12 protein-coding genes and 1 tRNA gene are annotated in these 20,967 nt (G+C 42.2%); 12 read left to right on the top strand and 1 reads right to left on the bottom strand.

Annotation, left to right across the window (positions count from 1 at the left end; genetic code table 11):
* The first annotated feature begins 48 nt into the window (after positions 1-48).
* From KDU71_RS15495 to KDU71_RS15445, 11 genes are all read left to right on the top strand, one after another.
* Positions 49-3,276, top strand: coding sequence for a SusC/RagA family TonB-linked outer membrane protein (locus KDU71_RS15495; RefSeq protein WP_212192004.1), 3,228 nt, complete (start codon positions 49-51; stop codon positions 3,274-3,276).
* A gap of 122 nt (positions 3,277-3,398) precedes the next feature.
* A complete protein-coding gene (locus tag KDU71_RS15490; RefSeq protein WP_212192003.1) occupies positions 3,399-5,135 on the top strand; it encodes a RagB/SusD family nutrient uptake outer membrane protein in 1,737 nt (578 codons plus the stop codon).
* A gap of 29 nt (positions 5,136-5,164) precedes the next feature.
* Positions 5,165-5,986: a hypothetical protein gene (locus KDU71_RS15485; protein ID WP_212192002.1), complete on the top strand. Its 822-nt coding sequence runs from the start codon at positions 5,165-5,167 to the stop codon at positions 5,984-5,986.
* 66 nt (positions 5,987-6,052) lie between these two features.
* Complete coding sequence (locus KDU71_RS15480) at positions 6,053-7,873, top strand: cellulase family glycosylhydrolase (RefSeq protein WP_212192001.1); 1,821 nt, start codon at positions 6,053-6,055, stop codon at positions 7,871-7,873.
* A gap of 44 nt (positions 7,874-7,917) precedes the next feature.
* Entirely contained in the window at positions 7,918-9,261 is a 1,344-nt protein-coding gene (locus KDU71_RS15475) for a family 16 glycosylhydrolase (RefSeq protein ID WP_212192000.1), read from the top strand.
* Positions 9,262-9,477: 216 nt separating this feature from the next.
* Positions 9,478-10,272: a glycoside hydrolase family 16 protein gene (locus KDU71_RS15470; RefSeq protein ID WP_212191999.1), complete on the top strand. Its 795-nt coding sequence runs from the start codon at positions 9,478-9,480 to the stop codon at positions 10,270-10,272.
* A gap of 4 nt (positions 10,273-10,276) precedes the next feature.
* Positions 10,277-12,547 carry a beta-glucosidase BglX gene (gene bglX / locus KDU71_RS15465; RefSeq protein ID WP_212191998.1) on the top strand — a complete coding sequence of 757 codons (2,271 nt, stop codon included), beginning with the start codon at positions 10,277-10,279 and terminating at the stop codon, positions 12,545-12,547.
* A 144-nt stretch (positions 12,548-12,691) separates the two neighbouring features.
* On the top strand, positions 12,692-13,948 hold the full coding sequence (locus tag KDU71_RS15460; protein WP_212191997.1) for a cellulase family glycosylhydrolase: 1,257 nt from the start codon (positions 12,692-12,694) through the stop codon (positions 13,946-13,948).
* Between the two features lie 47 nt (positions 13,949-13,995).
* The gene (locus KDU71_RS15455; RefSeq protein ID WP_212191996.1) at positions 13,996-16,179 is read left to right on the top strand and encodes a beta-glucosidase; all 2,184 of its coding nucleotides are present in this window, start codon (positions 13,996-13,998) and stop codon (positions 16,177-16,179) included.
* Between the two features lie 82 nt (positions 16,180-16,261).
* Positions 16,262-17,107, top strand: a complete 846-nt coding sequence (locus KDU71_RS15450) for an endonuclease/exonuclease/phosphatase family protein (protein ID WP_212191995.1) — start codon at positions 16,262-16,264, stop codon at positions 17,105-17,107.
* Positions 17,108-17,122: 15 nt separating this feature from the next.
* Positions 17,123-19,393, top strand: a complete 2,271-nt coding sequence (locus KDU71_RS15445) for a glycoside hydrolase family 31 protein (RefSeq protein WP_212191994.1) — start codon at positions 17,123-17,125, stop codon at positions 19,391-19,393.
* 644 nt (positions 19,394-20,037) lie between these two features.
* Here KDU71_RS15445 and KDU71_RS15440 read toward each other — a convergent pair.
* Positions 20,038-20,121 (bottom strand) — tRNA-Leu (locus KDU71_RS15440).
* A gap of 249 nt (positions 20,122-20,370) precedes the next feature.
* Here KDU71_RS15440 and KDU71_RS15435 point away from each other — a divergent pair.
* On the top strand, positions 20,371-20,955 hold the full coding sequence (locus KDU71_RS15435; RefSeq protein ID WP_317195171.1) for an FKBP-type peptidyl-prolyl cis-trans isomerase: 585 nt from the start codon (positions 20,371-20,373) through the stop codon (positions 20,953-20,955).
* Positions 20,956-20,967 lie beyond the last annotated feature (12 nt).

Raw genomic sequence — 20,967 nt, 5'->3', positions numbered from 1 at the left:
AAATGACGTTTATGTTTGTGCCATCGAATAATTTAAAATCCATTTATTATGAAACATGTATTGGGGATTTTTCTCTTTTTACTGGCTTTAACCAGCCAGGCTCAAAACCTAACTGTAACGGGTACTGTTACAGGTGCTGCCGATGGAGCACCAATACCCGGGGTTAGTGTTGTTTTAAAAGGTACTACATCGGGTACTATCACTAATGTTGACGGGTTTTATCAACTGATGGCCAACGAAGGCGATATGTTAGTGTACTCTTTTGTAGGTATGAAAGCACAAGAAGTGATGGTGACTTCTCCAACTATCAATGTGCAGTTAGAAGAAGATGCCACGGACCTGGATGAGGTTGTGGTAGTAGGTTATGGCGTGCAAAAGAAAGCCTTGGTAACAGGAGCCAATGCTAATGTGAAAGGGGAGGCATTAGCAGAATTAAACACTGCCAGTGCAATGGAAGCTTTACAGGGCTTAGCTCCGGGTGTGAATATTACCCGTAGTAATGGTGCACCTGGTGCAGGTACGCGTGTTACGATTCGTGGTGCCGGTACCATTGAAAATGCATCACCCTTGTACATTGTTGATGGGGTTGCTGTAGGTGGTGGCATTGATTACTTAAACCCATCGGATATTGAATCCATTGATGTGCTCAAAGATGCGGCTTCAGCTGCTATTTATGGTTCACGTGCAGCTAATGGAGTTATTCTGGTGACTACAAAAAAAGGTAAAAAAGGGGCCAAACCTCAAATTACTTACGATGGCTACTATGGTGTTCAAAATGTCTATAAGACTTTACCTGTTTTAAATGCACAGGAGTATATGTTCATCATGGATGAGGCCCGTTCCAATGAGCGTCTTGAGCCATTTGATTGGCAGGATATGATTGTGAATGGCAATACTTATATGAATGAAACATTTCCTGGAAATCTTGGGACTGAATATGGACAAGATGTATGGGATCAACTACAAAGTGGCTGGAAAGGTACTAATTGGGTGGATGAAATGACAAATGATAATGCTGCTATGCAGAGCCACTCAATTAATGTAACCGGCGCCAGTGAGGGCGTTGTGTATTCAGCCGGTTTCTCTTATTTCGATCAGGAAGGTATTATTGGCGGTCATATCACCGATGCCGGTTACAAACGTATTACAGGACGTTTAAATACCGAGTTTACCGTGCTTAAACTAAACGACAGAGAATTATTGAAATTAGGTGAGAACTTTACTTATACCAACACCGAGAATCGTGCTGTTGCAACCGGTAATATCTATTACAATGATTTACATAACGCTTTGGTTACAAATCCACTGATGCCGGTTTATTGGTCAAACGAAGATATTGATCACCGTACAGGCGGATATGCTCCGACATTAGAGGGTATTGCTATGGGACAGCACAATCCAATTGCTACCATGTATTACCGTCACAACTACAACTGGGGTAAAGGCAATAATATTGTGGGTAATGTATACGCCATTTTAGAGCCTGTTAAGAACCTAAAGGTTCGATCTTCATTTGGTTTGGATGCCTGGTTTGGACACAGCCGCTCATGGTCGCCAACTTATGAGTTGGGCACTCAATACCAGAATACCGTTGATGGTGCACAACAGGATATGTACCAGGGAACCCGCTATACATGGACAAATACCGCTACCTACGACTTTAATGTCAACAATCACCGTTTTAGTGCTTTAGCTGGTACCGAGATGGTGAAAGATATTTTGAATGTAAATGTAGGTGGTCAAAAGCGTAATACATTGTTTGCAGACCCTAAGTATGCCTACATTGACAATACAAAAAACCCTGAAAAAGTTACACAAATTGGGACTTGGGGAAAAGACTGGGCCGCTCAGGGGGGCGGATTAATGTCCTATATGGGACGTTTATCCTATAATTTCAATGAGAAATACATGGCAGACTTTACCATGCGTGCCGATGGTTCATCCAATTTTGCAGAAGGTAATCGTTGGGGGTACTTCCCATCAGTATCCGCAGGATGGAACTTCAGTGAAGAATCATTTATACGTGGGCTTGATATTTTCAGCTATGGTAAGTTGCGTGCCAGCTGGGGACAGAACGGAAACCAGGACATTCGTAATTTTGTTTACAGCTCTAATATTGCTTATCGGGCTCAAGGCTATTATTTTGGTCCTAACAAAGATGTTCCTCAGCAAGCTGCAGTACCTGCTAATGTGCCTAATCCTGATGTGACCTGGGAAACATCAGAACAGATAAACATTGGTTTGGATACACGTTTCTTTAGTTCGCGTTTGGGCTTTACATTTGACTGGTATAAAAAGACAACCAAGGATTGGTTAGTAGATGCGCCAATATTGGGAACTTTTGGAGCAGGTGCACCATTTATTAATGGTGGTGATATCGAAAACAAGGGTTTTGAAGTGATGTTGAACTGGAATGACAACATCTCAGACTTCAAATATGGAGTCACTGTTTCAGGTGCATACAATAAAAATAAGGTAACCAAACTGGCCAATGCAGAAGGTATAATATATGGTACCAGTCATGTATTATCTCAGGGAACTTCTGATATCGCCAGGGTTCAGGTAGGCAATCCAATTGGCTTCTTTTATGGTTACAAAACCGATGGTATTCTTCAAAATCAGACGGACGTTGATAATTATGTAACAGCTGATGGTACACCCATTATGATTGAAACAGAACCAGGCCAACCTCGTCAGCCGGGAGATGTTCGCTTTGTTGACCAAAATGGAGATGGTGTCATCAATGATGATGATCGTGTTATGCTCGGAAAACCATTACCAGACTTCGAATTAGGGATACAACTGAATGCTGAGTATAAAGGTGTTTATGTGAATACTACAATGGCAGGTAAATTTGGTCACCAGGTGATGCAATCGTATCGTTCTTTTGCTGACCGTTTAACTCAAAACTATACGACCCAGATATTTGATCGCTGGCATGGAGAAGGTACATCCAACCGCTTGCCTCGTCTGACCTATAACAGTAATGCCAATACCCAGCTGATTTCTGATATTTACATGCACGATGCCGATTATCTCCGCATCAATAACCTGACGGTAGGATACAAATTTGATCGCTTGCTAAGAGATGTTGATTGGATGAGTGCAGCAAAAGTGTATGTGTCTGTTAACAACCTGTACACCTTTACCAAATATGATGGTATGGATCCTGAAGTAGGGTATGGTCCCGATACTGATCCATGGTCATCGGGTATTGATTTGGGATTATATCCGTTGCCACGCACGGTGATGTTTGGAGTGAATGTGACATTCTAAAGCTATTCCAATTGTTTTAGTTGATTATAAATGAATCATGAAATGAGCCATGGTTAATTTAAACCGAAGAGTAACTATTCAATCATGGTAAGTTCCATACGACAATAGAAAAGAAAAAACGTATGAAAAAGATAATATATACAGTGGTTATTGGTTTAGTGGCCATCATAAGCAGTTGTGATGATCATCTCGATACTGATAATCTATATGAAAAAAGCTTAGATACTTTCTATCGGACACCAACCGATATCGAGGAAGCAATGAATGGAGTGTATAACGCTTTATTTGTTGGAGGAGTGCACAGTAACGAGCATGTGGCAGCCAACCTGATGAGTGATGTGATGCTGGGCGGTGGTGGCCCAGATGATAAATCAGCAAAAGATGTGGATAATTTTCTGGATCCGGCTGAAGATACTTATCGTGATTTATGGAAAGAAACCTATAATGGGGTTAGTCGTGCCAATGCGGTGATAGAGGCTGTTCAGCTAAATGATTTCAAGCGCTTTTTCGAAACCGCAGCCGAAGCAGAAACTTTCAAAAACAACACATTGGGAGAAGCCTATTTTATGCGTGGCTTCTTAATGTATCGTGCTGCCCGATTCTTCGGAGGTATGCCTTTGATACTAACAACAGATGCAGACCGCAAAGCACCCCGTGCCTCAATGGAAGAAACCTGGGGTGTTATTGCCTCAGATTTCAAAGCTGCGGCCGAACTGTTACCTAAGAGGAAAGCAGCTGATTTTCCATTGGCAACTTATGGACATGCCAATGTATGGGTGGCCAAAGCTTACATAGCCAGGGCTTATCTATACTATACCGGTTATATGACCAATGTGGAGAAGCAGGCTGCTGATGCTTTACCATTGTACGATGGAGGCAGTATTTCCAAAGCCGACGTAATTGCTCATTTGGAAGACGTACGCGACAATAGTGGCTATAAATTAGCATCTGACTTCAGAAATCTGTGGCCTTATTCGTACGTCAATCAAAATGCACGCGATTATGATCCGGAGGGAACACATCCGGTATTGCCATGGGCAGAGAATGAAGGTTTGGAATGGGTTGGTCAGGATGGTCCTAACTCAAGCATTGGTACTGGTAACCACGAAGTAATGTTTGCCCTACGTTATGGTTTGGCTGATTGGAGCTTTGGACAGCAGTATAACAACCGTGTGTGTTTATTCTTTGGTATCCGCGATCATTCGATGGTGCCATTCGGCCAGGGCTGGGGCTGGGGTACTGTGCACAATGCCTTTTATAACAGCTGGTCTGATGATGATCCGCGTAAGCAGGGTTCTGTTATTGATTTAAATTCGAAAGACCCGGATATGGGAGTTGATGGCTGGAACATTGGAAAAGGCGATCACAACACAGGCTTGACGAATAAAAAGTACACCACCATTCAGCACAATGGCCCGGATGGTGTAAAAGGGATGTTCTACTACTTGCTTAACATGGTGCATGGTGACCCAATGCAGTTATGGGCTGCTCAGGATTTTTATTACCTGCGTTTTGCTGATATTCTGTTAATGCATTCTGAATTAACTCAAACAGCAGATGGCATCAATGCTGTGCGAGCCAGAGCAGGATTGGAACCTGTAGCCTATACGATTGAGAATTTGAAAGAGGAGCGTCTGCACGAATTTGCTTTCGAAGGGTTACGGTGGTTTGACCTGGTGCGCTGGGGTGATGCCGAGAGCGGCAATAACTACTTCGGTGTGGAAGCTGCTGTTAATAACTCAGGAACAGAGGGAAGTTATAAAGTGTCTTACCGACCTGAGACGAAGGGCTTAGTACCGGTGCCAGAAGGTGAAATTCGCTTATCTAACGGTGTGTATGAGCAAAATCCAGGCTGGTAATCAATTGTTAACTTGAAAAACAGAAAAGTATGAAATTAAATAAACTATTTGGTTTGTTAGCAGGCGCTTCGCTTTTAGCATTTTCTGCTTGTGAGCCAATCGAAGACAGAGATGTATTAAAGAATAGTTTTGATGCGGATAATATTGAGTTGGCCGTCGTTCAGGCAACTAATGGAGGTAACAAATTATCCATTCAAATGAATACACCTGGTGTAACAGGTTACTGGGACTATATACTGGATACAAAATCAACTGATCGTGTGGAGGTTGTATTCCCGTTTACAGGAACGCACGAGTTTACCTACTATGCTACCACTCCTTATATGACCAATGATACACCAGACACTAAGGAGTACATTCAGAAGTCTGTAACGGTTGAGGTCACTCAACTTGACGAACCTTTACCAGAAGCTTACTATGCACTGGTGGGTGATGATTTGGGCGGTAAAACCTGGGTGTTTGATAAGGATTATCAATGGTCTGATGGGCAAAATTTATTCTGGGCCATGGTGGCACCCTACAACTGGCAGGAGTTGTGGTGGAATGCTGGTTCAACATGTTGCCCTCCGGGTGATGCAGACGGTAAGATGGTGTTTGACTTAGCAGGAGCACCGAATTACACCTATTTTACAAGTCCGGATGATGCAGGTAGTTTAGGTAGCTTTGCTTTCAACGGTGATTTTACAAGTATTACATTTAACGAGCAATCAATTTTGGGATATGATCCAGCCAGGGTTAATCCTGATTCAAAATACGAGATTATTGAACTAAGCAGTGATCGCATGATTTTGTACACAGCGTCAAATGCCGGTGGTACCGGATGGCTCTGGGTATTCAAACCTGCCGAATAAACTTAATTATTCAACATCTGAAAAGGGGTTTTACACCTGTTGTAAGCCCCTTTTTTTTCATTGACAATGAACCGATTTTCGACATTAATAATATTACTTAGCCACCTGCTAGTTTGCCATAGTCAGGGATTTCTGCGTGTTGAAGGTATCAATATCATCAATGATGAGGGACCTTTTATTATTCGCAGTATTGGCACAGGCAACTGGATGATTCAGGAAGGGTATATGATGCAATCAACTGGTGCAGGTATCAATACACATACCCAGTTCCGTAACAAGCTACATGAAACAATGGGCGTTGACCGCACCAATAAATTCTATGCTCATTGGTTAGAGCATCATTTTACTAAAACTGATTTAGACTCTTTGAAAGCATGGGGATTCAATACCATACGTCCTGCTTTGCATTATAAATGGTTTACGCTGCCAATAGAGGAGGAAGAAAGGAATTCTATTGGCACTATACAAAACACTTGGCTCAATAAGGGTTTTGACATGCTGGATAAGCTGGTGGCATGGTGCGGAGAAAACCAGATGTATGTGATTTTTGATATGCACGGCGCGCCCGGTGGTCAGGGAAAAGATGCCAATATATCTGACTACGATCCTGCATACCTATCACTGTGGGAGAGTGCCGATAATCAGGAGAAATTAATAGCGCTGTGGGTAAAAATAGCCGAACGTTATAAAAACAATCCCTGGGTAGGCGGATACGACATTATCAATGAGCCTAACTGGGATGTAGATGGCAATAGCAAAAATGAAAACGGATGCGAATGCCAAAACAATGCGGCATTATGGAGTTTGCACCAACGCATAACAAATGCCATTAGAAGCGTTGATAAAACGCATATCATCTTTATATCAGGTAACTGCTGGGGGAATAACTACAAAGGTTTTGAGAACCATGCTTTAAATGGCTATGATGATAACACCGTATTGACGTTTCATAAATATTGGAATAGTAATGCCCAAAACGCTATACAGTGGGCAATTGATATGCGCCAGCAATACCAGATGCCTTTATGGATGAGCGAATCAGGAGAAAACTCAAATCACTGGTTTGCGGAAGCAATAGAGCTTTTCGAAAAAAATAACATTGGTTGGTCATGGTGGCCGGTAAAAAAGAGCCGCCTGAACAATGTATTAAAAGTGACTACCAATGAAGATTATTATAAATTAGTAAATTCATGGAAAGACGGGAGTAAACCACTTTCAGCAGAAGAAACTTACAACGCCGTAATGGCTTATGCTGATGCCCATAAAATTGAAAACTGCACGATTGCTCCAGATGTCATTTTTTCTTTAAATAGTGGGAGCCACGTAAGGGCAACAAAGCCTTATATGCATCACAAGACAGAGGAATGGATACAATGTGTTCATTACGATTTGGGCAATGATGGTGATGCCTACCACGATGCATTATCAGAAGATATTCATGATAGTTCAAGTAAATGGGCTAAGTGGAATGTTGGAAATCATTTTCGAAACGATGGTGTAGATATTGGTAAAGATGGAGATGGTTATTATGTAGGATGGACTGAGCCTGGTGAGTGGTTACAATACACCATTAATGCAGTTCAGTCGGGTTATTATAAGTTGGATATAATGAGTGCTGCAGCCACCGCAGGAGGTCAAATTAGTTTCTTGGTAAATGGTGCTGCACAAGCATCAAATATTCGATTACCACTCACAGAAAGTGGAGAGGAATGGAACAGCACGCAAATAAAAAAGATATACCTGCCAGCAGGAGAAGTGAAGGTCAGAATCAGGATTGAATCTGGAGGTTCTAACCTTAAAGCATTTAAACTAACCCTGTATTCAGAATCATCTGTCAAAGAAGGAAGAAAACTTGCCTCAAGTCGTTTAGTAGACTCAGGTCAGTAACTACAGAATTCAATGAGTATGCATTTTAAACAAAGTTATTAGTTATGGGGATACGTATCATATTAATAGGTTTAACGCTCTTAAGTAGTTTATTTATTGCTTGTGGTGACGAATCGCCTCAAAACACTTATGTGCCAGATTTTGAAATCAATCCACATCCATCTGATGCGAATGTTTTTGTCTTTAGAAACACAACACAGAGTGAGCATTACTATTGGCGATGGGATTTCGGTAATGGAGAGCGAACAAACCGAGTGCCGGTGGAAACGACAGAAATGCAAGGTTTCTATCCAGAGAAAGGAACCTATACTGTTACTTTAACCATTTGGGGAAGTCAGTCAGACTGGTCGGATAATAAGCAGGTCAGCAAACAGATTGTGGTTGAGAACGATGTCTATACACCCGCTTTTGAGGTAACGCCTGTTGATGGTAAAACAAATACTTACCGACTGACTAATACCAGTAGCGGAGAATATGATAAAGTATCCTGGCTGGTAAATGACAAGGTATTGGATAAGACAGAGCAGAATGTGGAAGTCTATTTTCCTTTTGAAGGTGAAAACAAGATAAGTATTAGCCTATCTCATGGTGAATTTGAAAAGACCATGTCCGAAATATTAAGCATAACAGAGGATGATCCCGACTTTCGTTCCCATTATCAATTGGTTTGGAATGATGACTTTGATGACGGCATAATTGATAAGGAAAAATGGCTGTTTGAAACAGGTCAGCATGGCTGGGGTAATGCTGAATGGCAGAACTATACCGATGGACAGAATATTGCCATTTCTGACGGTACACTCAAGATAATTGCTCGAAAAAGCGGCGAGGGACAGCAAGTGGGCGATTACACCTCTGCCAGAATTAATTCAAAACCATCATTTACCTATGGCATATTCGAAATATGCGCTAAAATGCCAGACTATCAGGGGCCGGGTGTTTGGCCAGCCATCTGGATGCTCGGACAATCCATTCGTGAAGGTACAAACTGGCCATTGTGTGGTGAAATGGATATTATGGAATACGTTAGCTGGGATCCTGATAAAACATCATCTGCTATTCATATCGAAAGTAATAACCATGCCATAGGAAACGCCATTGGTTCGGGACATGTGCCATTAGAAACTGCTGAGGAGGCTTTTCATATTTACGGTTTAATATGGACGGATACAGAACTGCGGTTTTATCGGGATGATTGTAGCAATATCCTATTAACATATAAGAAGCCAGCTAATGCCAACATGGACAACTGGCCTTTCGACCAGCCCTTTTATTTTCTTCTGAATATGGCTGTTGGTGGAAATTATGGAGGGGTTCAAGGTGTCGATGATGATATATTTCCGGCAACAATGGAAGTGGATTATGTGCATGTATATCAAATGAAATAATGGAATGCGCTTTTCAATTCAGAGATTCATACTCTGCTATGAGCCAAAGATTCTTTGATTAGCTAGGTTAAACGATAGGTGACAGCTTGTATTAACGAATGCTGGCTGTCACCAGAAAGGCGCATTCTTAAAGCTAATGTTTTCATCTTGATCGATAAGACGAAGAATCTTTGGCGCTTTTTAAAGTCAATCAGCAAAGCAATTAAATCAGGTAAAATGAAACTTATCTTTTTTTTAATCCTTGTTAGTTCCTTATCCGGCTGTCAGAGAGGGAATGACTATCAATTGGTGTGGGCCGATGAGTTCAACTACAATGGCTTACCCGATTCCACCAAATGGAGCTTTGATACCGATGGGAATAGCTGGCAATGGGGTAATAATGAACTACAATATTACACAGCTGACCGGGAAGAGAATGCAACGGTTCGCGATGGAGTTCTTCATATAATTGCCCGAAAAGAAGATGGCTTTAACCAGCCATATACATCAGCTCGTTTAATTACTAAAGGTAAGGGCGATTGGTTGTATGGGCGAATGGAAGTAAAAGCCAAATTGTGTGGAGGTAAGGGTGCGTGGCCAGCCATTTGGATGCTTCCTACGGATTTGGAGTATGGCGCATGGCCAGCCAGCGGAGAGTTGGACATTATGGAGCATGTGGGCTACGAGCCCGATTCGGTGTATTTCACCATTCACACAGAAAACTATAACCACACAAAAGGCACACAGCAGGGGAATGCTGTATTCTTGCCTGACGCTGAAGAAGCTTTTCATTGTTATGCAATAGAATGGACACCTGAGTCATGCACATTTTTATTGGATAAAGAAGAGGTTTTTCAATTTGAAAAAGCCAAACAGGCTGGTTCAGGAGAATGGCCGTTCGATAAACGATTCCATCTGTTGCTAAATGTGGCTGTGGGCGGCAATTGGGGCGGTAAACATGGCGTAGATGAAAGTATGTTTCCATGCACCTTGCAGGTGGATTATGTAAGAGTATATCAAAAAACTAAATGATAAGATGAGGATTTTCAAGAGAGATAGACAAGTGTATATGGCGCTAATGGCCATTTTTTTAGTACTGAATGGGTGTTCAGTTAAATCCGTACCAACAGATGCTATTGATAAACAGGTGGAGGATTTATTGGCTCAAATGACATTGGAAGAGAAAGTGGGGCAGATGAATCAGTACAATGGGTTTTATGATGTCACAGGTCCGGCACCTTCAGAGGGGGATGCCAAAGCTAAATATGAGCACATTAAAAACGGATGGGTTGGTTCCATGCTTAATGTGAGAGGCGCCAAAGAAGTACGCCGAATGCAGTCGCTGGCGGTTGATAGTTCGCGGCTGGGAATTCCCATGATATTTGGGTTTGATGTTATTCATGGACATAAAACGATGTTTCCTATTCCGTTGGCCGAGGCAGCCAGTTGGGACTTGAAAGCTATTGAGCAATCGGCAAGGATTGGTGCCATCGAAGCTTCAGCAGAGGGGCTTAACTGGACCTTTGCTCCCATGGTGGATGTTTCTCGTGATGCGCGATGGGGACGTGTCATGGAAGGGGCCGGTGAAGATACTTACCTGGGTAGCAAAATTGGCGTGGCTCGTGTAAAGGGATTTCAGGGCGATGATTTAAGTGCCAATAATACCATAGCTGCCTGCGCTAAACACTTTGCCGGATATGGTTTTGCCGAAGCAGGTATGGATTACAATACAGTGGATATGGGTACTGTCACCTACTACAATGTGATCTTTCCACCTTTTAAAGCGGCTATTGATGAGGCTGATGTAAAAACATTTATGAATTCATTTAACATTGTGAATGGCGTGCCGTCAACAGCAAATAAGTATTTGCAACGAGATATTCTTAAAGGTGAATGGGGATTTAAAGGTTTTGTTATATCCGATTGGAGCAGTGGTCGTGAAATGATTGAGCATGGCTATGCGAGCTCGCTGGAACATGCGGCAGAACTAACGGTTAAGGCTGGTTCGGATATGGATATGGAATCCTATGCATATGTGAAGCACCTGGTTGATTTGGTAAAAGCTGGTAGAGTAGATGAGAGCATGGTGGATGATGCGGTGCGTCGTATTCTTCGCGTTAAGTTCGAATTGGGCTTATTTGATGATCCTTACAAGTATTGTAATGAGAAACGGGAGAAAGAGATGATTTATCATCCTGAGCACATAGCTGCCGCCTTGGATATGGCCAAAAAATCAATTGTTTTGTTGAAGAATGAGGAAGCTACATTGCCTCTGAAGAAGTCACATAAAATTGCAGTTATTGGAGACCTGGCGGATGATAAAGATAGCCCTCTGGGAAATTGGCGCATGGCGGCTGATGATAATACGGCTGTGTCGGTGCTCGAGGGATTGGATGCTTATGGAGTTAACTATACTTATACCGAAGGAGCAAAGCTGGTTACTGGTCCAACAGCTTTTTCTCAGGAGCTGACTGTCAATACAACTGATCGTTCAGGCTTTAAGCACGCACTTAAGGCAGCTAGAGAGGCTGAAGTTGTGGTGATGGTGTTGGGTGAGCATGGTTTGCACAGTGGAGAGGCGCGTTCAAGGGCGAAATTAGGCTTGCCAGGAGTACAACAGGAACTGCTTGAGGCTGTGTACAAGGTGAATACCAACATTGTGTTAGTATTGATGAATGGTCGCCCTTTAACCATAACATGGGCCGATGAACATGTACCTGCTATTGTTGAAGCCTGGCAGTTAGGAAGCCAGACAGGACATGCCGTGGCACAAGTGTTGTTTGGAGATTATAATCCATCCGGGAAACTGCCCATGACTTTCCCTAGACATGTTGGACAGGTGCCCATTTATTATAACCAGTTTAGAACCGGGCGCCCCGGGCCTCGCAATGAGGTGTTCTGGCCGCATTACATGGATGAAAGTGAAAAACCGCTTTACCCGTTTGGTTATGGATTGAGTTACACACAGTTTCAATACACTGATTTGGAGGTGGCTGTTAAAAGTAAGCATCAGGTGGAGGTAGCGGTTAAAGTAACAAATATAGGCGACAGAGCCGGAGAGGAAGTGGTTCAGTTGTATTTACATGACAAGGTTGCCAGTGTGGTGCGGCCTGTGAAGGAACTTAAAGGTTTTGAGAAAATTAAACTGGAGCCTGAGCAAACAATTAAAGTTGTCTTTAAGCTGACAGAAAAAGAAATGGGCTTTTACAATGGAATGGGAGACTACCTGATGGAGCCGGGAGAATTTGAGGTGATGGTAGGATGCAATTCTGAGGAAGGTCTAAGAGATGTGTTTGTGATAGAATAATTTTAGGTTTTCGGAATGGTTCACTATTGGTTCGATTCTACACTTTTTATAAATCAATTAGTTTTTGAAATAATCGCAGATTTCATGACCATTCCGAATCCTTTTTCAATTTAATACGAGAATTTCCAGATGAAAATCTTAGGTATGAAATATTGGTTATTAATCGTTCTGATATTTAATTACTTGCTTTTAGCCTGCAGTGGTGGTTTAAAGGATGAAATTGAGCCCAACGTTCTTTCATCTTCCACCGAACTATCATTGTTTAGTTTAGAATATAAGCAATCTGTTTTCAATACTTCCATTGATGGAAATACAGTTAGGATTGATCGCCCTATTCCATGGGGAGTTGAGGAGTTATATGTGAGTGCTCTGATTCTTTCAAAAGGAGCAAAGACATCGGTTAAATTTGGAGATGCTCTCCGTTTGGAGGATTCGTCTATTGAAATAGAGGTGACAGCAGAAGATGGTGTTGCAACCCAAACTTATTCTTTGACATTTGAGCGGCACGATTACCAATCAATTGTTGAAAAGCATGGTCGCTTACAGGTGGAAGGAAATAAAATTGTTGGTAAACATGGTCAGGCTGTTAGCCTGGCCGGGAACAGCTTTTTCTGGAGTAATGAAGGATGGGGAGGCAATCGTTTTTATAACGCTTCGGTCGTATCCTGGTTGAAGCTCGATTGGGGAGCCACCATAGTACGTGCCGCAATGGGGGTTGACGAATGGGGTGGATATTTGGAGAAACAAGCAGCAAATAAAACCAATGTCAAGAAACTGGTTGATGCAGCTATTGAGGAGGGATTATATGTCATTATTGACTGGCATTCACACCATGCTGAAGATTACCCGGATGATGCAGTGGCTTTTTTTAAAGAGATGGCACAGGCCTATGGCGATTATGACAATATTATATACGAGATATATAACGAACCATTGGATGTATCGTGGGACGATGTGATTAAACCTTATGCCGAGAAAGTGATAGCTGCCATACGAGAATTTGATAAAGATAATCTGATTGTCGTAGGCACTCCTGAATGGTCACAGCGTGTTGATTTAGCTGCACAAAATCCTATTACTTCTGATAGCAATGTGGCCTATGTAATGCATTTTTATTCGGTGCATCACACCCAATGGTTGCGTGACAGAACCACAGCAGCTGGTTTACCAATTATTGTAACAGAATGGGGCTGTTTGGGTTATACACAAAATGATCCGGAAACTATGAAATGGATGGAATGGTGTAAAGAAAATCAGATAATCCATTGCAACTGGGCTGTCAATGATAAAGAGGAAGAATGGTCAATTGTGAAGCAGGGAGCACCAGTCAATGGGGCCTGGAGCGACCAGGTACTAACCGAATCCGGTAAGCTGGCACGTTCCATTATTCGAACGTGGTAGCTCTTAAGTAATAGTTAAATAGTTCAAAATATTATAAAACAGTGCATATGAAGAAGGTAATAGTTATACACTTGATGTTGCTCGTGGTTGGTTCTTTTCAACTACTGGCTCAACAGCAGCAGAAAGATGTTGAGAAAAGAATTGATGAGATAATTAGTCAACTCACCCTTGAGGAAAAAGTAAAGATGTGTCATGCCCAGTCGAAATTTAGTTCACCGGGAGTGGAGCGCCTGGGGATACCGGAGATATGGATGTCGGACGGTCCACATGGTGTGAGGGCAGAGATAGAATGGGATAGTTGGAACTACGCAGGGTGGACCAACGACTCATGCACAGCATTTCCGGCCTTAACCTGTCTGGCTTCCACCTTTAATCCTGAGCTGGCCTATAAGTATGGTGTGGCCATTGGTGAAGAAGCCCGCTATCGTAAGAAAGATATACTGTTGGGACCTGGGGTTAACATTTATCGCACACCTCTTAATGGACGTAATTTTGAATACATGGGCGAAGACCCATATCTGGCATCAGTGATGTGTGTGCCTTATATTCAGGGTGTTCAAACCAATAGCGTGGCAGCTTGTGTGAAGCATTATGCCCTCAATAACCAGGAAGTATGGCGCGGACACATTAACGTAAAGGTGAGCGATCGTGCGTTGCATGAGATTTATCTGCCTGCTTTTAAAGCTGCGGTGAAGGACGGTGAAGTTTGGTCTGTAATGGGAGCCTATAATCAATACAATGGTCAGCATACCAGCCATCATGAGGTGTTAATTAATGACATCCTTAAAGGCGATTGGGCATTTGATGGTGTGGTGGTGACTGACTGGGGAAGTGCGCATGATACAAAGGAAGCTGCTTTGAATGGACTGGATATTGAAATGGGGACCGGCACCGATGGTTTAACATCGTCCACTGAAAATGCATACGACTATTATTACCTGGCTAAGCCATTTTTGGAGATGCTTAAAAGTGGTGAGATTGATGAAAGCGTTGTGGATGATAAAGTGCGCCGAATCCTGCGATTAATGTTTCGAACAAATATGAGTAAGGCACGGCCTTTGGGGCGTAAGGCTAATCAGGAGCATTTTGATGTGGCACGCGAGGTAGCACAGGAAGGTATTGTCTTGTTAAAGAATCATAAGAGCTTTTTACCATTAGACCCGGAAACAACCCAAACTATTGCTGTTATAGGCGAGAATGCTACGCGGATGATGACTATTGGAGGAGGTTCGTCAGAGTTAAAAACGGTGCATGAAATTTCACCTTTAGAAGGCATTCAGAAACGATTTACAAAGGCCAATATTATTCATTCCATGGGATATGCATCAGGACCTTCGGCATACGGTCGAGTGATACCTTCTCACCTGGATGCTGACTCACTGAAACAAGCGGCCATTCAGGTAGCAAAAGAAGCTGACCTCGTGTTGTTTGTGGGTGGTTTAAATAAAAATCACGAACAGGATTGTGAAAACGGTGATAGAAAAAGCTTGAACCTGCCTTTCGGACAGGATGAGTTGTTAAGTGAAATCATGGCTGTAAATAACCATGTTGGGGTGGTATTAGTGAGCGGTAATGCCGTTGCCATGCCTTGGCAAGCGCAGGCTAAAGCCATAGTGCAGGCCTGGTACCTGGGCAGCGAAACAGGGCATGCTTTAGCAGATGTGCTTTCAGGTGATGTCAATCCTTCAGGTAAGTTACCTTTTACATTTCCGGTAAAATTGAAAGATAACGGAGCACATGCCTTTGATGCTTTATCTTATCCTGGCAATGGGGTTGATCAGGTATACAAAGAAGATATTTTGGTAGGCTATCGCTGGCACGACACTAAGCAGATAAAGCCATTATATGCTTTTGGACATGGATTATCTTACACTTCTTTTAAGATACATGCCGCTGAGGTGCAATCAGCGCAATATCAGGCTGGTGATTTTGTTAAACTTTCTGTGAATATCAGTAATACAGGCAAACAGGCAGGTGCAGAAGTGTTGCAGGTATATGTCCACGATAGTAAAGCCGCCGTAATGCGGCCGCTTAAAGAACTGAAAGCTTTCAAGAAAGTGAAGCTGACACCCGGTGAAAGTAAATTGGTGGAATTCAGTATTCCGGTTGATTCTTTTGCGTATTACGACGAAGATAAAGAAGAGTGGCAACTTGAAGCCGGACAGTTTAAGTTAATGGTGGGTACGTCCTCTCAGGACATCAGGAAAACATTAACCATTGAAGTTAAATAAAACAGGAAGGCAGTTACTTTGTCATTGGAATAACCAAGAATGAAGTAGCTGCTTTTTATAATATCATATGTGGCATTTTAGTATGAAGTCAGCACTTAATTTTATATTGGGGTATATCTTTATAATGCTTTGTTTTGAGCTACCAGCCCAGGAGCTAAAGGTTATGACCTACAATATCAAAAATGATTATCAGCAAGAGGGGCTGGACACCTGGGAGCTGCGCAAAGAGGAAATGGCCCGGTTACTTAACGATGAATTACCTGCGATTATTGGTGTTCAGGAGGCCTTGCATAATCAGTTAAGCGATCTGCAGGCTCATTTAGCTGACTATAGCTATATAGGCGTAGGAAGAGATGATGGGAAAACAGCAGGTGAGTACTGCGCCATCTTTTATGATACCACACAATTAAAGGTTATTCAGGAGGGTACTTTTTGGCTTTCGGACACACCGGACTCAATAGGCATAGGTTGGGATGCCGCTTATCCAAGGATTTGTACCTACGGCTTATTTCACCATCACTCGTCCGGCAAAAAAATGTGGGTGTTTAATACCCACTTCGATCATATCGGATTAAAAGCAAGAGAAGCATCGGCCAGACTGATTCTATCGAAGATGAATCAATTAGCGAGCCATCAGGAAGCGGTTTGTGTAATGGGGGATTTCAATGCAGAAGAGCAGGAGTTATGCATACAAATACTTAAAGATCAGCTTTGCGATACCCGTGATATAGCCCTTCATCCCGGGAAAGGCCCGGTAGGCACTTTTAATGGTTTTGTTGATTCGTCTATATCCAGGCGGATAGATTATGTTTTTGTGAAGCATTTCAATGTAGAACAGCATACACATATTGATCGGCGAAAAGCTAATGGGAGGTATGTTTCTGACCATCTGCCGGTAACAGCCATCATTGAGTTCAATATAGACTAACAATTCAGGATAATAATGGTAAAACTCTATAAATTACAGTTACTCGTTTTGAGTGTGTTTGTACTTTTATTAACAAGTTGCGATAAGTACACTATCAATAGCAATAAAGTGACTTATGATGGTTATGAATTTCAAGTGCTTTCACCTGGTTTAATAGCCGTGCAAAAAGAAGGTGTGCATATCGCCACTGTAAATGATGAATTTCCAAGTTGCGATTTTCAGGTGGTGCAGAATGGCCAGCAGTTGGAGGTGCACACCTCAAAATGTAGTTTGGTTTATACTCCAGGTGAAGAGACACTAGCAGAGCGGATTCAAGTTATCTATGAGGGCATCTCAGGGCAGGTGCAAGCAGAAATCAGTCAAGTTGATAAGCAAAATTTGGGTGGTGTTATTAAGTCGGTTGACCGTTGCGATGGGCGACTCGAATACAGTGAATACGACTATACATCTGCCGCAAAGCCTTTGCAAATACCCAATGGATTGTTGAGTCAGCGGGGTTTTACAGTTCTTAAATCGGTTGAAGGCACTTTGAAACATAGTGACACGGATGGCATGGCGGATGCTTTATTTATCTTTTGTTATGGTTCTGATTACAAGAGTGCATTAAAAGATTTTACACAATTGAACGGACAAGTGCCCTTATTACCCAAATGGACATTGGGCACCTGGTTTAGTCGTTACCAGCCATTATCAGCCAATGATTATAAAAACATCGTTAATCGTTTTAGGAAAGAACAAATTCCAATTGACGTAATTGTTCCGGACATGAACTGGCACATTGATGGTTGGTTTGGCACCCGTTATGACCTGGAGAAGTTTCCGGATATGAAAGGTTTTTTTGAATGGACACACAAGAATGGTATTCATGTGGGCTTTAATCACCACCCTGGAGCTGTGATTAGAGATGATATACGTGCAAAAATGTTTTGTCAGCAAGCCGGGCTGGATTATGATTCACTTTTGCAGGCAACCATTAAGCAATATGAAGAATCGGGATGGGAATTTATTGAAAATGCCTTGTTTTACGGCGAAGGCAACCCCGATCATATTAAACCGTTCTTTGATGTTTTTCTGTCGCCAATCATGGATGAAGGATTGGATTTCCACTGGGTCGATGGTACGCCATCTACTAAAAACCTGGAGCAATATTACAAACTGACGGAGGCTCATAACCAACAAAGAGCCATTGTTTTAACACGACAGGTAGCAGGCAGTTTTGATCATCATCGCTATCCAATTGGTTTCTCTGCCGATAGTTATATAAGTTGGGAAAGCCTGAAATTCAATACTGAGCTTACCGTGATGGGAGCTAATAATGGGGTGTATTGGTCGCACGATATTGGAGGTCATATGGAATGCTTTGGAGAAATAGATTACAGCGAGCTTTTTACACGCTGGGTGCAAGCAGGTGCCATGTCACCTTTCTGTCGCCTGCACGCTACCGGCGGCGTTGAATGGGATAAGCGTTTGGTACATTGCCGTCAACCCTGGAAGTGGGGCGATAAAGTGTTAGATGCGACTAGGAAAATTTTGCAGTTAAAATATAAATTAATGCCATATACTTACTCATTGAATCGCCAGGCACATGATGATGGTTTGTTGATTTGTCATGGGATGTATATGGATTATCCCAGCGATGCACAGGCTTATCAGTACAGTCAATCGCAGTATATGTTTGGCCCGTCTGTATTGGTGGCCCCTATTATCACACCAGCCGAGGACCAAAAAGGAACAGATGGTAAGGCAAAACACAATGTTTGGATACCTGAAGGGACCTGGTACGATTATTTCAGTGGTGAAGCTATTAACGGACCTGTTGAAACCCTGGTGGCTAAACCCATAGATGAAATGCCTTTATATATTAAAGAAGGAGCCATTATTCCTATGATGGATTACATGGACTACACAGATCAGAAACCTTTGGATAATGTGACAATTGAGTTTTATCAAGCTACCAACTCCATGGCAACGTCTTTTGATTTATATGAAGATGATGGTGTCTCACTAGCTTACCAAAATGGTAAGTCTCAGTGGACCACTATTGAATACGCGTATAAACAAGGGCAGGGAACTAAGGTTGTCATTCATCCAGTCAAAGGGCAGTATGAAGGTGGTGTTAAAGTACGTAATTACAATCTGGTGTTTAAATACATTAAGCAGCAGCCTTCAAGAGTGCTGCTAAACGGCAAGTCAATGAATGAAGATGCAATAAGTTTTGAAGGAGATAGACTATCTATAATGGTTAAAGATTATGATGTAAATGAACCATTAACCATTGAACTGTAGTTGTGAGTGTGGCCCTGTTGATACATTTTATTTAAGTGTATTAATGGGGCTGTTTAGGCCTTATATTACATATAGATCACCTTGACGGTTTTTTAACCAGAATCAGCATATTATTTCAACTGAAAAACATATCAGTTAGCTAGAGGACTAATTCAGTTTTTTTAAAGCCACTGCCTTTGATATCGCAACCGCAAAGGTATGGCGGGCGGTGTGATTAGCACAAGCGACGCCTGATTGCTCAATGGATGAGCATGATTTCCTAAGCAGGCGGGTGAAACACAGCTGTATTTCAGATTGTCTATAAGCCATTTGATTATTCTTCGAAGTTTATGGAAATACAGCCAAGTTTCCCACCTTTAGAGGGCATGCCCATCCATTAATTCCGCTGCCAGTCGCTTCCTTTTGCAAATGACACCACCCCTTTTTAATGAGTGGCTTACGCGATATCAAAAGCCCCAATCCATATCAGAATATATAGATATAACCAAGTTTAGGGAGGTAGAATTGGGTTTTGTTGTTGCGCTGCTGTTTGTTATATGCGATTATGAAGAAAACAGCTACACCATACTTCTTGATCAATGCACTATCAATGCAGGCTGCCCAAAAAAAAAGCTCCCGGCTGAATAATCAACCGGGAGCTTTTGTGCCCAGAACAGGACTCGAACCTGCACGTCATTGCTGACACTGGTCCCTGAAACCAGCGCGTCTACCAATTTCGCCATCTGGGCTTGCGGCTGCAAATGTAGAACCAAAAACTAAATTCACAAAATGTTTTTGAATAGGAAAGAAAAAAAAAGCGGATTTAGCTGCGGTGTTTTGTTTCAATGGCTTACTAATCAGTATAGCTACACCTATGCATTTTTTTATGAAAAAAACCGTGTCATCTGCACAGCAATGGACATAAGGTTTTTCTAATTGCCATTAATAATGTACTTTCGCACACGATTTCCATGAATTATATTTTAAAGAATAGTTATATGAACAAAATTAGTTATGCCCTTGGTATGAACCTGGCGCAAAATCTGAAAGCATCAGGTATTGAGACGATCGAATACGCAGAATTTACAAAAGGGCTGGAAGCTGCTTTTGAAGGTAAAGAAACTCAAATGTCAGCCGACGAAGCTAATCAAACATTACAACAGTTTTTTGGTGAGCTGCAGGCTAAGCAGGCAGAGGCGGCTATTCAGGCCGGTAAAGACTTTTTAGCTGAGAATACTAAAAAAGAAGGTGTGGTAACTTTAGAAAGTGGTCTTCAGTATGAGGTGATTACAGAAGGTGACGGAGCTAAGCCAAGTGCAGCTGATCAGGTAGAGTGTCACTACCATGGTACTTTAATCGACGGAACTGTATTCGACAGCTCAGTACAGCGTGGCGAGCCTGCTACATTCCCGGTAAGTGGTGTTATCCAGGGATGGGTTGAAGCGCTTCAGTTAATGCCTGTGGGAAGTAAGTGGCGCTTATATATTCCATCTAATCTGGCTTATGGTGAGCGTGGTGCCGGTCAGCACATCGGACCTCACACAACACTGGTATTTGAAGTTGAGCTATTAGCTATTAAATAAGCATAAATTGTA

This window comes from Carboxylicivirga sediminis, from assembly GCF_018156225.1.
Taxonomy (GTDB): domain Bacteria; phylum Bacteroidota; class Bacteroidia; order Bacteroidales; family Marinilabiliaceae; genus Carboxylicivirga; species Carboxylicivirga sediminis.
Note: the sequence above shows the minus strand (reverse complement) of the source record. Positions and strands in the feature narration are given on the sequence as shown.

Excerpts from the sequence above, each read along its gene's own strand:
- KDU71_RS15495 (WP_212192004.1), top strand. The coding sequence starts at position 49 with ATGAAACATGTATTGGGGATTTTTCTCTTTTTACTGGCTTTAACCAGC.
- KDU71_RS15490 (WP_212192003.1), top strand. The coding sequence starts at position 3,399 with ATGAAAAAGATAATATATACAGTGGTTATTGGTTTAGTGGCCATCATA.
- KDU71_RS15485 (WP_212192002.1), top strand. The coding sequence starts at position 5,165 with ATGAAATTAAATAAACTATTTGGTTTGTTAGCAGGCGCTTCGCTTTTA.
- KDU71_RS15480 (WP_212192001.1), top strand. The coding sequence starts at position 6,053 with ATGAACCGATTTTCGACATTAATAATATTACTTAGCCACCTGCTAGTT.
- KDU71_RS15475 (WP_212192000.1), top strand. The coding sequence starts at position 7,918 with ATGGGGATACGTATCATATTAATAGGTTTAACGCTCTTAAGTAGTTTA.
- KDU71_RS15470 (WP_212191999.1), top strand. The coding sequence starts at position 9,478 with ATGAAACTTATCTTTTTTTTAATCCTTGTTAGTTCCTTATCCGGCTGT.
- bglX (WP_212191998.1), top strand. The coding sequence starts at position 10,277 with ATGAGGATTTTCAAGAGAGATAGACAAGTGTATATGGCGCTAATGGCC.
- KDU71_RS15460 (WP_212191997.1), top strand. The coding sequence starts at position 12,692 with ATGAAATATTGGTTATTAATCGTTCTGATATTTAATTACTTGCTTTTA.
- KDU71_RS15455 (WP_212191996.1), top strand. The coding sequence starts at position 13,996 with ATGAAGAAGGTAATAGTTATACACTTGATGTTGCTCGTGGTTGGTTCT.
- KDU71_RS15450 (WP_212191995.1), top strand. The coding sequence starts at position 16,262 with ATGAAGTCAGCACTTAATTTTATATTGGGGTATATCTTTATAATGCTT.
- KDU71_RS15445 (WP_212191994.1), top strand. The coding sequence starts at position 17,123 with ATGGTAAAACTCTATAAATTACAGTTACTCGTTTTGAGTGTGTTTGTA.
- KDU71_RS15435 (WP_317195171.1), top strand. The coding sequence starts at position 20,371 with ATGAACAAAATTAGTTATGCCCTTGGTATGAACCTGGCGCAAAATCTG.